The organism is Bacillus sp. FSL K6-0255 (assembly GCF_045040725.1).
Taxonomy (GTDB): Bacteria; Bacillota; Bacilli; order Bacillales; family Bacillaceae; genus Bacillus; species Bacillus subtilis.
In genome coordinates this window covers 2,491,928-2,506,059 of record NZ_CP150278.1, presented here as the reverse complement: position 1 = coordinate 2,506,059, position 14,132 = coordinate 2,491,928, and the positions used below count along the sequence as shown (strand labels likewise).

Below are 14,132 nucleotides of genomic sequence, written 5' to 3'. Positions count from 1 at the left end.
CTATGGCTAAACTAACAGCCACGTTTGAATTACATGATAAGATTTCCCGCAAGCTTCGAATGATACAAGGCAATGCTGAAAGACTTAAGAGGGCCGCTAATGGCCCTCTTATTTTTGATGCTGAAGATCGGACTGAGAAAGTTATGCGGAGAATTGACCGATCAGCCAACCGTTTGACCGGTCGGGCTCGATCGCTTGAAGTGGATTTAGATGATCGAGCTTCGAATGGCTTACATTCTATACGTCAGCAAGCTGAGGATCTTACCGAGGGCAGCCATGAGGTGACAGTTTCCGTAAATGATCAAGCTACACCACGTTTTCGTTTGATCCGTGGAGGTCTCTCTGATTTGAATCGCTCGCACGCTGAGCCAACTGTTTCAGTTCGTGATCATGCTTCAAACCAATTAGATGAGATCCGTCGTCATGTGTCCGATGTAGACGGCGAACATGCTGAGCCAACTGTTTCTATTAAGGATAGAGCTTCAGCGGCTCTGGATGCAATTGAAGCGAAAATAGACAGCTTGAAGGATGCTACCATTACTCTGGCAGTTGCAGGCGGTTTTTCTGCAGGTTCAATTATGGGTTCTGGTAAGAGTACAATGTCTCAGGATGCTTACGTGTCAGCAACTTCAAACGTTAATAAGAAAGATGTTGCAAGAATGACGGATCAGATCTATTTCAACAATAAAGCGGGCAGTTCTCGGGAAGAAGTCAGTTTATCTCTAAGAAACTTATCGCAACAGACAGGGGCGTCTAAAAAAGCTCTTGCTGAATTGACTGAGTCGTCAAGTAAGATTGCCCAGCTTATGAATGCTGATCAAGCTGAGGTAGATCGTGCTTTCAGTTCAATGTATAACAACTTGAAATTGTCTGGAAAACAAAGCGGAGACTTAATTGCTTATGTATATCGGAATGCCGGTGACCAAGCTGACGATTTATTGGATACGATGAATGAATACAGTTCCACCTTTAAAGACTTGAAGCTCACAGGCGGCCAGATTGCAAACGCCATGATAAAAGGAACAAAGGGTGGCGCCAGAAACTTCGATAACCTAGCCGATAGTATGCGTGAGTTTAACATCCGCCGAACCGAAATGTCTGATAGCCAAGTGGACGCATTTAAAACGCTGTTCGGAGCCAAGGAAACTAAGAAAATGTTCAAGGGCTTCAAAGATGGTTCAATAAGCGGAGAGGAAAGTTTATTTAGGGTGGCAAAAGCACTTTCTAAAGTGAAAGACAAAACAAAGCGGGCTGCTATTGCGACTGAGCTTATTGGAACACAATATGAAGACCTCAAGCAACCGATTTTAGATATGGCTGAGGGTATTGGTACAAGTGCCAAAACAAGCGGTGAATTAGAACGAAGCTTTACGAAACTTCGGGATAATAATCCGATGACACCGGTTAATGATGCCATGAGAGATTTTGAAAGCATATCTAAGGATATGGGAACTTCTCTGCTAACTGGATTAGGGCCAGCCTTTGATAAAATCAGCTCGTTCATTAACAGTAAAGAAGGTCAGGAAAAGCTTAAAGAGATCAAAAAAGATATTGCTGATCTTGGTAAGGAGATAGGTGATAAGTTAAACGTAGCCATTGAGTGGAGCGTCAACCATTGGGATGATTTGAAAACAGCGATTAAAGTTGTGATCCCCTCTTTAATTGGATTGATTGGTTATTTGAAAATACTTCGTCCGCTGTTAAAAGGCATAGGTACTGTCGGAAGTGATGCAGCAGGCGTAATCCGAAAATTAATTCCAAAACGTACTCCTAAAGCTGGTACTAATACGCAAAGTGAAAGGAGGAATAGAAACAGTAATCGTAATGCTAGCACAAGGGGCAGAGAATCCAAAACTGCCACAGGTCCAACGAGTTTACCTCGAAGCGGCAGCTTGACATATTGCTGTTGTAGCGATGGAGGTAAAAATGATCGCATTCGTAGAAGACGAGGGAAAAGAGTTTTAGGTCGACGCGGTAATCCAAACCGAATGAACCCTTCTGATAGTTCAATTGCTGTGTCATCTGAACGGTTGGAGAGAAGGCGTTCCGGTAGAACTGTAGGTACTAATCCAACTAGAGATTCAAGATCAGCAATAATCACTACGAGATCGGAGCTATACTCAGCTGGTAGAGCTGCAGGCGGTACATCGAAGTTCGGGAAAGTCTTAAGTCCTCTGAAAAGTGTTGGCAAGTTTGCAAAGGGAGTCCCTCTATTAGGAACAGCGTTAGCGGCAACCGATTTAATTGGGATGAATAAAGATAATGTTGGTGAAAAAATTGGATCAGCTGGCGGTGGCCTTGCTGGAGCGGCTACAGGAGCAGCTATTGGCAGTGTTATTCCAGGAGTGGGAACAGCTATTGGTGGATTAGTTGGTGGTATAGCAGGCACCATGGGCGGCTCAAGTTTAGGTAAAGCGTTTGATGGTTCAGAAGTAAAGAAGAAACTAAACAGTACATTATTTGATCAAAAATGGTGGTCTGAAAAATGGTCAGGCATTAAGAGTAATGCGAAGACTTCCATCAATGGGTTAAGTGATACATGGTCTAATGTAAAAGAAAAGGTGAAGTCCACTTTATTTAATAGTGAATGGTGGTCTGAAAAGTGGTCTGGCGTTAAAAGCTGGGCACAAAACAAATGGAATAGTGCATCATCTGTTTGGGAGTCCGTAAAGGGAAAAATAAAATCCACTTTGTTTAGTGAGAAGTGGTGGTCAGGTAAATGGGAAGGCGTAAAAAGTTGGGCTCAAAGTAAGTGGGACAGCGCGTCTTCTGTTTGGCAATCAGTTAAAGGAAAGCTGAAATCCACTCTATTTAGCGAGAAGTGGTGGTCAGGAAAATGGGAAAGTGTAAAAAGCTGGTCCAAAAATAAATGGGACAATGCTAAATCAATATGGAAAAGTGTTAAGAGTTCCATCTCAGAAACCCTTTTTAGTAAGAAGTGGTGGTCTGAAAAGTGGCAAAGTGTAAAGGAATTGGGAAGCAGTATTTTGGGCGGAGTAAAAGAAGTCGGTGGGAAAGTAGCTTCAAGTGCGAAAAAAACTGCTGGTAAAGCGTGGGGATATGTGAAGAGTGGCGTAAATTATTTATTTGGTACGGGAAAAGAAAAGCCAAAGAAACATGCTACTGGTGGTTACATTACGAAGCCAACAATATCTTGGATTGGTGAAGCAGGTAAAGAGTTTGTTATTCCCGTTGAGAATAATAAAGGTCGCGGCAAAATGCTCCTTTCTCAAGCTGCTTCGAAATTAGGGATGAGTGTAGTTGATGATATAGCGTCTGCTTCATCTGCAGGAGGTGAACCAGCAACTTCCCCGCTAATCCGTAGAGCGGCGGTGACTGCTTCTGTATCTCCTATAATTGACACATCCAGTCTTGATGAACAAGCGACTTCATTTGGTCAACAGTTCACTAAAGGCTTTGATCAAGGAATTGGAGATAATGTTGTTTCTATGGAATCTTGGAAACAGAAAAACGTTGGACAGCCAATGAACAATTTAATCTCTTATTCTCCGAATTACGGAAAGCAAGTGGTCAATGGATATGCTAAAGGTCAGAACAGCACTTCGACCGGTACAGATGGCTTCTTGCAGACGAAGGTTAAAACGCCATTTCAGAACACTGTTAATAAATCTTCATCATGGGGAAGCGGAACGGTCAAAGGTTTTGCTTCTGGACAAAATAGTTCACAAACTGGTACTGATCAATACGTCAGCACTCATATTAACAAGCCGTTTATCCGATCTAAAGAATCATCAAACGGATGGGGAAGCAGTATGATCAGTAATTTTGTTTCAGGCATGACTTCTAAGGCAAGTGAAGTCCATGAGGCTGCCAAGGAACTGGCGAAAAAAGTTGAGAAGGCATTTCGTGAAGAGCTTGATATTCACTCACCTTCCCGTGTCATGATGAGTCTCGGTCGCTTTGCCTCTATAGGTATTGTAAAAGGTCTGGATTCTGTCGATGTGAAAAAGTTTGCTGAAAAACAAGCAGGCTCACTAGCTGCTGCTTATTCCGGAATGGGAGCAGTAAGCGGAAATGTGAAGCAATGGCTTATGGCTGCTATCATGGCTACAAAGACGCCGGTGAGCTGGCTCCCAGGGCTGATGACAATTGCTCAGCATGAGTCAGGCGGTAATCCGAAGGCAATCAACTTATGGGATAGTAATGCGAAAGCAGGACATCCATCTCAGGGGCTCATGCAGACAATCCCAAGTACCTTCAACGCACACAAATTGCCAGGCATGAATAACATTCTTAACCCGATTCACAACGCTGCTGCTGCGATTGGCTATATCAAAAGCAGATATGGATCAATTAATAATGTACCAGGCATTAGAAGCATGAGGCACGGAGGTCCATATGTTGGCTACGCTAACGGCGGACTTATTACCAAAGAGCAGATTGCACGTGTCGGTGAAGGAAACAAACGGGAATGGATCATTCCGGAGGAGCGAGGCATCCGTGGACGTTATTTATTAGCCCAAGCAGCTAAGGCACTCGGAATGGAAGTCACAGACCCATCTCAAAAAGGCCAAACTGAACTATCTTCCGGTCAAGTAACAGCAGCCACAACAGGCAGTCATCAAACAACTGTTACAGCATCAGGAGGTAAAGAGGTTATTATTCAATTTAATGGCGATCAGCATTTTCACAATGACCAAGATATGAACAGCCTTGTAGCTAAGATTAAGCAGGCTCTTGTCGATGAGCTTGAACAGGATATCAACATTGGAACGAAGGGAGTCGTTGCTTTTGACTAAATCCATATATGAATTCTGGATTTCACAAGGGAAGGATAAGCTACGGCTTCCTGTCCTTCCTGAACAAATTGATATTTCAAACACAATTCAAAATGAATCAGTAAAAGTGGCTAGTTTTGGGGAGATCACTTTTATTGATAAACCGGGAGCGAAAGAAATTTCGTTCTCTTCTTTTTTTCCAAAGAAACATAGCCCGCTTGCTGAGTATAAGGGATTTCCTTCTCCTGAAAATGCTATTGCAAAGATCGAGAAATGGGTGAAAGCTAAAAAGCCGGTTCAATTCTTAATTACTGGAACGAAAATTAATTTAACTTGCAGTATCGAGGTTTTTTCATATAGCGAGGGCCAAAAAGATATAGGTGATCGTGATTATGAAATAAAGCTGAAGGAATACAAAACTGCTTCGCCGCGGAAGATCAAGCAGAAGAAAAAGACGAAGAAGAAACGACCATCTAAATCAGCTCCTAAAACATACACCGTTAAGAAAGGCGATACACTGTGGGACCTTGCCGGTAAATTTTATGGAGACAGCACAAAGTGGCGCAAAATCTGGAACGTCAATAAAAAGGCTATGATCAAACGAAGTAAACGTAATATCAGGCAGCCAGGACACTGGATCTTTCCTGGGCAAAAATTAAAGATACCGCAGTAAGCAGGTGATGACATGATAGAACTTTTCGTCATTAAAGAAACGGAATGGCTTGAGCTGGTAACAGAAAGTGTTTCTCTTGAGGGACAACGGTATCAGGCTCCGCGATCAATCACAGCAAAGATCATAACGAAACAAGGAACCCATTCATATTACAGCGTATCAGAAGGAGATACGGTTCTGTTTAAGTGGAAAGGGAAAGAGCTGTTTCGAGGTATTGTGTTTTCTCGCAATCCGGAAGAACATGGGCTGACCTTTACGGCTTATGACATGCTGCAATATCTGGTTAAGAACAAAGATGTTTATGTGTTCTCCAATAAGCGTGCAGACGAGATTATTAAGCGCCTGGCAAGAGATTTTCAAATTCCAACGACATCCATTGCAAATACGGGTTACACCATTAAATCATTAGTGTTTAAAGATGATACGAGCCTTTATGACATGATTCTGAAAGCTTTGAAACAAACGAAAAGCCAAACCGGAAGGAATTATCAATTATATTCTGCGAAGGGGAAGCTTGGCCTTCGCGCTTGGCCTGATCCGTCAGAAGTATGGGTACTGGAAACGGGTGTGAACATTACTGGTTATCAATACAGCACTTCCATTAATGACACAGTCACAAGAGTAAAGCTGCGGCGTCAGAAAGACAATAAAACATACACGGCCACCGCAAGCGACAGCGCAGGCATAAACAAATACGGCGTCCTTCAGTATGTTGAAACAGTATCAGATAACATTAACCAAGCACAGTTGCAGCAGCGTGCGAAAGTTAAACAGGCACAGAAGAAAGGCGTCAAAAAAGAACTCAAAAGTATTCAAGCAATTGGGATTCCAGATCTTCAGAGTGGTTTGCCCGTCTATATTTCAATTCCGGAAGTCGGGGTTAAGAAAACATACTGGATTGAAACAGATAAACACGAATTTAAAGGATCGACACACACGATGACCATTGATGTGGTTGAGAAAAATTCTATCCCTGATGGTGTTTCCTCATGAGATTAAGTGAAGCAATCAAACATTTGGCTGTCGGTGCAGTTGATTCTGAGTCACCAGTGGATATTATGCCGGCTGAAGTGGTTTCCGTTTCTCCTGTTGAAATAAGGCTTAATGAAAATGACAAATTAATAATACCTGCTGATTTGATTATTGTTCCAAAGCGGCTGCGGCCCGGTGAAGAAGAAGCGTTGAATACTGGTGAGCGTGTGATGATTGTCTCCTTAAAAGGCGGGCAATCATTTTTTATTCTCGACAAAATATAGGAGGTGTTTGGAATGGCTTTGTCTCCGGAAATCGAGTTTGAGGATATAGAAGATGACAGCGAAGTCATAGAAACCTCGCAAACCTACAAAATAGATTTTGAAAATGGCCGTATCACAAATGAAATGATTACTGGCCTTGAAGCAATCAGGCAGTTTGTATATTTATCTCTTCATACTGAGCGATACGCCTATTCTGTTTTCAGCCATGACATTGGAAATGAGCTTCAAGACATCTTGGCGGATAATGAAACAACAGACGCATATAAGAAAATGGAGATTCCGCGGCTAATAGAGGAAGCGCTGATCTATGACGATCGTGTTTCCTCTGTATCAGATTTTGAAATAGAAAAACAAGGTGATTCGTTCCATGTTTCCTTTACAGTCGAAACGGACGAGGGAAAATTGGAGATCGAGGAGGTGCTTGGTGAAGATGTTTGAAGATCAAACTTTTGAAGAAATTATGGACCGGATGCTGAACAGAATTTCAGCGGACATTGATACAAGGGAAGGAAGCGTGATTTATAACGCGTTAGCTCCTGCAGCTGCAGAATTGGCCAAGTCTTATATTTGGCTCGATACGGTGCTGGAACTTGTCTTCTCGGACACAGCACAAGGAGAATTTTTAGATCGTCGGGCTACTGAAGCCGGCATCGAGCGAACGGCTGCCACGAAAGCAGTCCGGGCAGCGGAGTTTACTGAAGGAGTAACCATTCCAGTGGGTTCCCGCTTTTTTGTAGATAACCTGTATTTCCAATACACAGCTGACGGGACGTTGGAATGTGAAACAGCGGGGGAAGCGGGGAACGCAAATATTTCCGGCCAGAATCTATTGTCATTAGACACCATACCAGGACTCCAAAAAGCGATCGTGAAAGAGATTCTAATCCCTGGTCGAGAAGAGGAGGATGATGACAGTTTAAGAGCTAGATATTTTACCCGCGTGCGTCGGGAAGCTGTCAGTGCCAATAAAGCTCACTATAAACAATGGGCTGAAGAAGTAGACGGAGTAGGGAAGGTAAAGGTCTTTCCGCTTTGGAACGGGGACGGTACAGTCAAAATTGTCGTGACCAATGCTAACTTGGAACCTGCTTCCGATATTTTAATATCAAAGGTGAAAAACTATATTGATCCTGAACCCGGACAAGGTGAGGGACAAGCGCCAATAGGTGCCTTTGTCACAGTGGAGAGTGCGATATGGAAAGAGGTTGAGATTTCAGCCGAGGTATTTCCCGAGGTCAATAGCTCTATCGATCAGGTAAAGCAAGAAATTGAATCAGGTGTTTTAAATCTTTTTAAAAAGATTGCCTTTGAAGATAACGTCATCCGTTTATCGCAGATTAATAATATCGTCTACAATTCACCTTCAGTAAGTGATTACGCAGATATTAAAATCAACGGCGTGACCGAAAATTTGGTTCTGAGTGACGTGGAAATCCCTAAATTGGGGCAGGTGAACATCATTGAGCAAACTCGATGAAATGACTGCTTACCTGCCGCCGTTCCTTACCAAATTGAAAGAAATGGCGGAACTTCTTCAGGCAGAAGCTCCGGAATTTGAAAAGCAAAATAATAGCATCTTTGATCTGACAGATCAGTTGTTTGTTACTACGGCAACCTGGGGGCTTGAACGATGGGAAAAGATTTTGAACGTACCGCGGGAATCAGGTGACCCCGATGAGATCCGCCGATTGCGTCTAATCTCTAAAATGTCCAATATACCGCCGGCAACATATAAGGCCATTGAACAGGCATTGAACCGGTTCCTGAAAAATCCGTCTGCTCAGGTCAGGCTGCTTCAAGGACAGTACCGTTTTAATGTTGATATTGATATAGATGATATGCAGCATATGAGCGAGCTCATAGAAACATTGGAGAATATGAAGCCAGCTCATTTGGCATATACCTTGCGAGCTGCTGTGAATGAGCCACTCAAGATAAAAGATACTGTCATTTTGAATAACAGAAGGTATCGAAAAGCAAGTGAGCTAAAGGTAGGTTATTCCGTCACGCTCAATAATAACGAGGTGGTCCTTGCATGATTACGCAGGTTTATAGAGAGCGTACAGCTGCAGATTTGAAAAATAGGATATCGAAAGTGCTACTGAATGGGAGTGAAACAGAAATTGTGGAACTCACCATTCACGGTGCGGTTGTCACGGTACTTACTCAACGAGAGGAAGATATCAAACATATTAAGAGTGTGCAGATCCTTGATGAACAAAACAACGTAATTACGGAAAGAACAACAGATTTAGACGTCAGTAATAATAGAACGCTAGATTTTAGGATTACTTTCGAGGTGGTGTAGCAAATGGCTTATGATGCAAAAACAGATTGGCTCCCGGACGATCCGATTAATGAAGATGATGTGAACCGTTGGGAGAAAGGCATTCAAGATGCGCATAAAGATTTAGCTGTACATAAAAATGACATGAACAACCCTCACAATACAACAAAGGCGCAAATCGGGCTAGGGAACGTTGATAATGTACAGCAAGCTTCGAAAAAAGAATTTGAAGAGCATCGTAATGATTTACAACGGCACATTACACCAGTGGAACGGGAGAATTGGAATGCAAAAGAAACAATTGTCGGAGCTCAGGAAAAAGCGGATAAGGCTTTATCGGATGCAAAATATTACGTGGATACCAACTATAAAAATAACAATCTGACGTTAATTACTGGAGACAATGCTATTCAAGATGCAAGAACAGGAGGGGAAGAATATCCTTTAGGACTGACCTTAATGGACATTGGGCAGGGAAATACTACAGGCTACCCCTTGGGTTATGGCATTGTCAAAAATGAAAAATATAATAATTACCGTTTCACTCAATACTTTTACGGAACAGGGAATGAGTCTGGGACTTACTATGACAGTACAGGAGTTTGGATTAGACACTGGTGGAGTGGTTCAGGCTGGACTCCGTGGCAAAAGATATCAGGTTTTGCTCATGCGAATATTGGAACTACAGGTGTTCAGTATTTAAAAAAGATTGATCACACTAAAATTGCATTTAACAGGGTCATCAAGGATAGCCATAATGCTTTTGATACTAAAAACAATCGATTTATTTCTCCGAACGATGGAATGTACTTAATCGGGGCAAGTATATATACCTTAAATTATACATCTTATATAAACTTTCATTTGAAGGTTTACCTAAATGGAAAAGCATATAAAACACTGCACCATGTAAGAGGAGACTTTCAGGAAAAGGATAATGGGATGAATCTTGGTTTAAACGGCAATGCGACTGTACCCATGAATAAAGGAGATTACGTTGAAATCTGGTGCTACTGTAATTACGGAGGAGACGAAACACTGAAAAGGGCAGTAGATGATAAAAATGGTGTATTTAACTTTTTTGATATACAAGAACTTGGAGGCCGAAACTATCCAAGATTTTAGGAGGTAACGATGAATATAGGTGAAGCTATTCTTTTTAAATACCCAACAGCTGATCCCACAAAGGATTTTATTGTCCAGAATAATGGTGATGGAACTCCCTCATATATAGCAGAGTGGAATATTAGGGCACCTATACCCACGGAAGCAGAGTTAAAAACTTGGTGGGAAGAGCTTCAGAGTACATCTGCATATGAACCACCAGTTCAAGTGGATCTACTTGCAAGAGAGTTGTCACAGGAAAAACTGGCTCGTAAACAGCTTGAAGAATTAAACCAAACTTTGGGAAGCGAGCTTTCAAAAATAAAGTTGCAACTGCTTACTCTACAAGGAGGGCAAGGTTCATGAATTATTGGGTGCTGGCTTTGCATTATAACTGGGCTTCTTCTGAAATGGTGAAACAGGCAATTCATCTCAAAGATTGTTCGCCCGAAGATTTACAGGAAGGAATAGAGAAAAAACTCATTACAGCTGAACAGTATAAAGAGATCACAGGAGAAGCCATTTAGGGCTTTTTTATTTTTCCTTAAAGGAGGTGGTTCCGTTGTAAACCCATGCTCACCACTAATGATCTACAATAGCAAGGAGGATTTATAATGGCATCATATAGTTTTCAATTTTCAACAGATGCAACTGGTAAGCCGGGGGCAGCCAAGCCATACAGAGAAGGAAACAGAGATTTTGTTGTGCCGGTAGCTTCAATCTCCGGTAATTCAGAGCTGCTGACGAACGCAGTTTTAAAAGCCACTGAAGTCTACACGCAATATGGACAAGATCGATTAGGTCAGGTTTTAATTTCAAAAGTAAAAGGTCACGCTTATTCTGATCGTGAAGGAACCTTATTCATCGAAGAAAGTAATGATATGAATACATGGACCACTGTCTCTTCATTGGTAGTTAAAGCAAATACGCTTGGCGAGACTGAATGGATTCATTTAACTAAACGCTATTTCCGTTTCAGATACGCAAATGGTAACCTGCAGCAATCTGAATTTTTACTATACCAGTCACTGGGCGCAGGTGAAGAGGATATAAACATTAACCACACTGTTCCTATTACAGCAGTTGCTCCGTTGTCAGTCCAGTTAGATAAAAACGGTTTAACTAATGATGGTCGTTTAAAAGTTCAAACTGAAGGCTTGAACCTTAGCTCATTAGACACTCAAGCAAAAACAATAGATGTTGTTTTTCATGATAAAACAGAAACAATCGGGGAAGGTACTTCGTTAACTGTTGGATCATTTAAAACGTTGCTCATTGAGGTTTATGGAACGGCTGAGACAAGTGAGTTGAAGTTCTGGGGTAAATCCTTATCGGGAACAAAAAGAGCCCTTAGAGGTCAGAAAGTGGATGACGGAACATTTGCCACTAGCACAAAAGGGAAATCAGAAGCTTGGTCATTTAACATTACTGGCTTTAAAGAAATTGTTATGGAGCTTACAGCTTTAACAAATGGAAACTTTTCAGTTCGAGGGACGGCCGTCTCATAAGATCCGGCTGTCCTTTTTTATTTGCCTCGGAGGAGGTGATTAGAAATGGAGGAGACAAGTTTGTTTATCAATTTTGAAACATTAGATTTAGCAAGAGTATATTTATTTGGTGGGGTGAAGTATCTTGATTTACTTCTAGTTCTTAGCATAATAGACGTTTTAACAGGAGTAATTAAGGCATGGAAATTCAAGAAACTGCGAAGCCGGAGCGCATGGTTTGGCTATGTCCGCAAGCTACTCAATTTCTTTGCGGTCATTTTGGCAAACGTGATTGATACAGTACTCAATTTGAACGGTGTCTTAACCTTTGGTACCGTTCTTTTTTATATCGCTAATGAAGGTTTGTCAATAACTGAAAACTTAGCACAAATCGGTGTTAAAATCCCTTCAACGATAACAGCTCGATTACAAACAATTGAGAACGAAAAAGAACAGAGTAAGAATAGTGCAGACAAAGCTGCTGGCTAAGCCAGTGGCTTTTTTTATTATACAGACAGAAGGAGAGAGGATATATGGCCATTAAAGTTGTAAAGAATCTAGTCTCTAAATCAAAGTATGGATTGAAATGTCCTAATCCAATGAAAGCTGAATATATTACTATTCATAACACTGCGAACGATGCTTCAGCAGCTAATGAGATTTCTTACATGAAGAATAACTCTAGCTCAACGAGTTTTCACTTTGCAGTAGACGATAAACAAGTCATTCAAGGAATTCCAACAAATCGTAACGCTTGGCATACAGGAGATGGAACAAACGGTACAGGGAATCGTAAGTCGATTGGTGTCGAAATTTGTTATAGCAAGTCAGGAGGGGCACGATATAAGGCAGCGGAAAAGCTTGCTATTAAGTTTGTGGCGCAGCTACTTAAAGAACGCGGATGGGGCATTGATCGTGTCCGTAAGCACCAAGACTGGAACGGTAAGTATTGCCCGCACCGCATTTTGTCAGAGGGTAGATGGAATCAAGTTAAGGCTGCCATTGAAAAAGAATTAAAGGCGCTAGGTGGGAAAACAAACTCAAGCAAAGCAAGTGTAGCTAAAAAGAAAACAACAAACACAAGCAGCAAAAAAACGTCATATGCGCTACCATCCGGTATTTTTAAAGTGAAGAGCCCAATGATGAGAGGGGAAAAGGTAACACAAATTCAAAAAGCACTGGCTGCACTATACTTTTACCCGGATAAAGGAGCAAAAAACAACGGCATTGACGGCGTGTATGGTCCGAAAACAGCAGATGCAATTAGACGATTCCAGTCTATGTACGGGCTTACTCAAGACGGTATTTACGGACCAAAAACGAAAGCGAAACTTGAAGCTCTCTTGAAGTAAATAAATAGTCTCCTTGAGTATCTTTCTCAAGGAGATACTTATGTTTATTTTGTTACAGATAGTTCAAAATTATTCTAATATTTGAGTAAAAAGTATTATTTTTCTAGTCTGAACATAATGTTATCATTTACATGTAAATAATTTAAAAGAAAGGGATTGATTTCATGTTTAAGAAATTACTTTTAGCAACATCTGCATTAACATTCTCTTTATCATTAGTTCTTCCGTTGGATGGACATGCCAAAGCTCAAGAGGTAACATTACAGGCACAGCAGGAAGTCACTTATCAAACTCCCGTTAAACTATCCGAATTACCAACTAATACAACTGAACAATCTGGTGAATTTCACACAAATGGTATTAAAAAATGGATTGCTAAAGAAGCAATGAAGGCAACAGCCAGTGCGCTTCGACATGGTGGGAGAATTGTTGGTGAGGTAGTCGATGAGTTAGGTGGATCAGCAGGAAAAACATTCGCAAAACATACTGATGATGTAGCAGATGCTTTGGACGAGTTAGTTAAACGAGGTGACGTTGTGGAGGACGCAATTATTGACACGGTTTCCTCATATCTAATTGATGCTGGTGTAAAATCTTCTACAGCTAGAACTATTGCAAGTGTATTTACTTTCTTAGCTTTTTAATTGAGGTGATTTGAATTGGTAACAGTAGAAGAAAGGCTTGACAACCTAGAAAAAAAAGTCGAGAAGCAGGCTTTTCAACTAAGGTTAGTCCAACAATTAGCAGCTGATTATGATCGGTTTGGCTTATTTGATCAAGTTTTGGCCTATGATTTAAGTGAAAAACAGTATCAAGAATTAAGAGAGTTAACGAGCCAGTACACTGATAAGATTAAAAATGGCGAAGAGGTCTCTCTTCATAACTTTACTGAAGAATTTAAAAGAATTTTGAAAGATATTGAAAAAGAAGTGGATTTCGAAAAGTTTATTTCTCTCTGGTTAAAGGGACCAGAAGAAGGTTTTGGATTTTCTAAAGCTTTACATAACCATTTCTTTAATTAAAGATAAGGACCAGCCACATAATAAGCTGGTCTTTCTTTATTTTCCCTCAAGTTCGAACTCCTATGAACAGAATACCAGGTATCTATCCTTCCAAATATATTGTTATTAGCTTGAGGGTTTGTGTGTTTTTCTTCATTAATCATAGAATTCTCCTTACCTCAGTCATTTTCTTCTATTATTTGCAGCTGATTTCAAATTAAATAAAATAAGCC

17 protein-coding genes are annotated in these 14,132 nt (G+C 41.1%); 16 read left to right on the top strand and 1 reads right to left on the bottom strand.

What is annotated here, in order from left to right; all coding sequences use genetic code 11:
- Window positions 1-2 precede the first annotated feature (2 nt).
- The 16 genes from MHB62_RS12885 to MHB62_RS12810 all read left to right on the top strand — a co-directional run bounded on the left by MHB62_RS12885 (window position 3) and on the right by MHB62_RS12810 (window position 13,920).
- Window positions 3-4,760, top strand: a complete 4,758-nt coding sequence (locus tag MHB62_RS12885; protein ID WP_032722170.1) for a phage tail tape measure protein — start codon at window positions 3-5, stop codon at window positions 4,758-4,760.
- Window positions 4,753-5,412 carry a LysM peptidoglycan-binding domain-containing protein gene (locus MHB62_RS12880; protein ID WP_032722169.1) on the top strand — a complete coding sequence of 220 codons (660 nt, stop codon included), beginning with the start codon at window positions 4,753-4,755 and terminating at the stop codon, window positions 5,410-5,412. The genes MHB62_RS12885 and MHB62_RS12880 overlap by 8 nt, the downstream gene beginning before the upstream one ends.
- 12 nt (window positions 5,413-5,424) lie before the next feature.
- The gene (locus MHB62_RS12875; RefSeq protein WP_032722168.1) at window positions 5,425-6,405 is read left to right on the top strand and encodes a hypothetical protein; all 981 of its coding nucleotides are present in this window, start codon (window positions 5,425-5,427) and stop codon (window positions 6,403-6,405) included.
- Window positions 6,402-6,668, top strand: coding sequence for a DUF2577 family protein (locus MHB62_RS12870; protein ID WP_032722167.1), 267 nt, complete (start codon window positions 6,402-6,404; stop codon window positions 6,666-6,668). Before MHB62_RS12875 ends, MHB62_RS12870 begins: the two co-directional genes overlap by 4 nt.
- 12 nt (window positions 6,669-6,680) lie before the next feature.
- A complete protein-coding gene (locus tag MHB62_RS12865; RefSeq protein WP_032722166.1) occupies window positions 6,681-7,106 on the top strand; it encodes a DUF2634 domain-containing protein in 426 nt (141 codons plus the stop codon).
- Window positions 7,099-8,145: a baseplate J/gp47 family protein gene (locus MHB62_RS12860; protein ID WP_032722165.1), complete on the top strand. Its 1,047-nt coding sequence runs from the start codon at window positions 7,099-7,101 to the stop codon at window positions 8,143-8,145. The genes MHB62_RS12865 and MHB62_RS12860 overlap by 8 nt, the downstream gene beginning before the upstream one ends.
- Complete coding sequence (locus tag MHB62_RS12855; RefSeq protein WP_032722164.1) at window positions 8,129-8,707, top strand: YmfQ family protein; 579 nt, start codon at window positions 8,129-8,131, stop codon at window positions 8,705-8,707. Before MHB62_RS12860 ends, MHB62_RS12855 begins: the two co-directional genes overlap by 17 nt.
- Window positions 8,704-8,976: a hypothetical protein gene (locus MHB62_RS12850; RefSeq protein ID WP_032722163.1), complete on the top strand. Its 273-nt coding sequence runs from the start codon at window positions 8,704-8,706 to the stop codon at window positions 8,974-8,976. The genes MHB62_RS12855 and MHB62_RS12850 overlap by 4 nt, the downstream gene beginning before the upstream one ends.
- Before the next feature lie 3 nt (window positions 8,977-8,979).
- Window positions 8,980-10,080 carry a pyocin knob domain-containing protein gene (locus MHB62_RS12845; protein WP_032722161.1) on the top strand — a complete coding sequence of 367 codons (1,101 nt, stop codon included), beginning with the start codon at window positions 8,980-8,982 and terminating at the stop codon, window positions 10,078-10,080.
- Between the two features lie 9 nt (window positions 10,081-10,089).
- Complete coding sequence (locus MHB62_RS12840) at window positions 10,090-10,425, top strand: XkdW family protein (RefSeq protein ID WP_009967793.1); 336 nt, start codon at window positions 10,090-10,092, stop codon at window positions 10,423-10,425.
- Window positions 10,422-10,586, top strand: a complete 165-nt coding sequence (locus tag MHB62_RS12835) for an XkdX family protein (RefSeq protein ID WP_003229944.1) — start codon at window positions 10,422-10,424, stop codon at window positions 10,584-10,586. Before MHB62_RS12840 ends, MHB62_RS12835 begins: the two co-directional genes overlap by 4 nt.
- Window positions 10,587-10,673: 87 nt before the next feature.
- Window positions 10,674-11,567, top strand: coding sequence for a hypothetical protein (locus MHB62_RS12830; protein WP_032722160.1), 894 nt, complete (start codon window positions 10,674-10,676; stop codon window positions 11,565-11,567).
- Between the two features lie 45 nt (window positions 11,568-11,612).
- Window positions 11,613-12,035, top strand: a complete 423-nt coding sequence (locus MHB62_RS12825) for a holin family protein (protein WP_017697460.1) — start codon at window positions 11,613-11,615, stop codon at window positions 12,033-12,035.
- A gap of 44 nt (window positions 12,036-12,079) precedes the next feature.
- Window positions 12,080-12,898 carry an N-acetylmuramoyl-L-alanine amidase CwlA gene (gene cwlA / locus MHB62_RS12820; protein WP_017697459.1) on the top strand — a complete coding sequence of 273 codons (819 nt, stop codon included), beginning with the start codon at window positions 12,080-12,082 and terminating at the stop codon, window positions 12,896-12,898.
- A 164-nt stretch (window positions 12,899-13,062) separates the two neighbouring features.
- The gene (locus tag MHB62_RS12815; RefSeq protein WP_004399085.1) at window positions 13,063-13,542 is read left to right on the top strand and encodes a hypothetical protein; all 480 of its coding nucleotides are present in this window, start codon (window positions 13,063-13,065) and stop codon (window positions 13,540-13,542) included.
- A gap of 15 nt (window positions 13,543-13,557) precedes the next feature.
- Window positions 13,558-13,920, top strand: coding sequence for a hypothetical protein (locus MHB62_RS12810; RefSeq protein ID WP_003229947.1), 363 nt, complete (start codon window positions 13,558-13,560; stop codon window positions 13,918-13,920).
- Here MHB62_RS12810 and MHB62_RS12805 read toward each other — a convergent pair.
- Window positions 13,917-14,063 carry a hypothetical protein gene (locus MHB62_RS12805; RefSeq protein ID WP_009967791.1) on the bottom strand — a complete coding sequence of 49 codons (147 nt, stop codon included), beginning with the start codon at window positions 14,061-14,063 and terminating at the stop codon, window positions 13,917-13,919. The two genes, MHB62_RS12810 and MHB62_RS12805, sit on opposite strands and share 4 nt — an antisense overlap.
- Between the last annotated feature and the right edge of the window lie 69 nt (window positions 14,064-14,132).

Bases quoted from the DNA above. Each gene is read 5' to 3' on its own strand.
- MHB62_RS12865 (WP_032722166.1), top strand. From the start codon at position 6,681: ATGGCTTTGTCTCCGGAAATCGAGTTTGAGGATATAGAAGATGACAGC.
- MHB62_RS12830 (WP_032722160.1), top strand. From the start codon at position 10,674: ATGGCATCATATAGTTTTCAATTTTCAACAGATGCAACTGGTAAGCCG.
- MHB62_RS12840 (WP_009967793.1), top strand. From the start codon at position 10,090: ATGAATATAGGTGAAGCTATTCTTTTTAAATACCCAACAGCTGATCCC.
- MHB62_RS12885 (WP_032722170.1), top strand. From the start codon at position 3: ATGGCTAAACTAACAGCCACGTTTGAATTACATGATAAGATTTCCCGC.
- MHB62_RS12870 (WP_032722167.1), top strand. From the start codon at position 6,402: ATGAGATTAAGTGAAGCAATCAAACATTTGGCTGTCGGTGCAGTTGAT.
- MHB62_RS12805 (WP_009967791.1), bottom strand. From the start codon at position 14,063: ATGATTAATGAAGAAAAACACACAAACCCTCAAGCTAATAACAATATA.
- cwlA (WP_017697459.1), top strand. From the start codon at position 12,080: ATGGCCATTAAAGTTGTAAAGAATCTAGTCTCTAAATCAAAGTATGGA.
- MHB62_RS12860 (WP_032722165.1), top strand. From the start codon at position 7,099: ATGTTTGAAGATCAAACTTTTGAAGAAATTATGGACCGGATGCTGAAC.
- MHB62_RS12845 (WP_032722161.1), top strand. From the start codon at position 8,980: ATGGCTTATGATGCAAAAACAGATTGGCTCCCGGACGATCCGATTAAT.
- MHB62_RS12835 (WP_003229944.1), top strand. From the start codon at position 10,422: ATGAATTATTGGGTGCTGGCTTTGCATTATAACTGGGCTTCTTCTGAA.
- MHB62_RS12875 (WP_032722168.1), top strand. From the start codon at position 5,425: ATGATAGAACTTTTCGTCATTAAAGAAACGGAATGGCTTGAGCTGGTA.
- MHB62_RS12815 (WP_004399085.1), top strand. From the start codon at position 13,063: ATGTTTAAGAAATTACTTTTAGCAACATCTGCATTAACATTCTCTTTA.
- MHB62_RS12850 (WP_032722163.1), top strand. From the start codon at position 8,704: ATGATTACGCAGGTTTATAGAGAGCGTACAGCTGCAGATTTGAAAAAT.
- MHB62_RS12825 (WP_017697460.1), top strand. From the start codon at position 11,613: ATGGAGGAGACAAGTTTGTTTATCAATTTTGAAACATTAGATTTAGCA.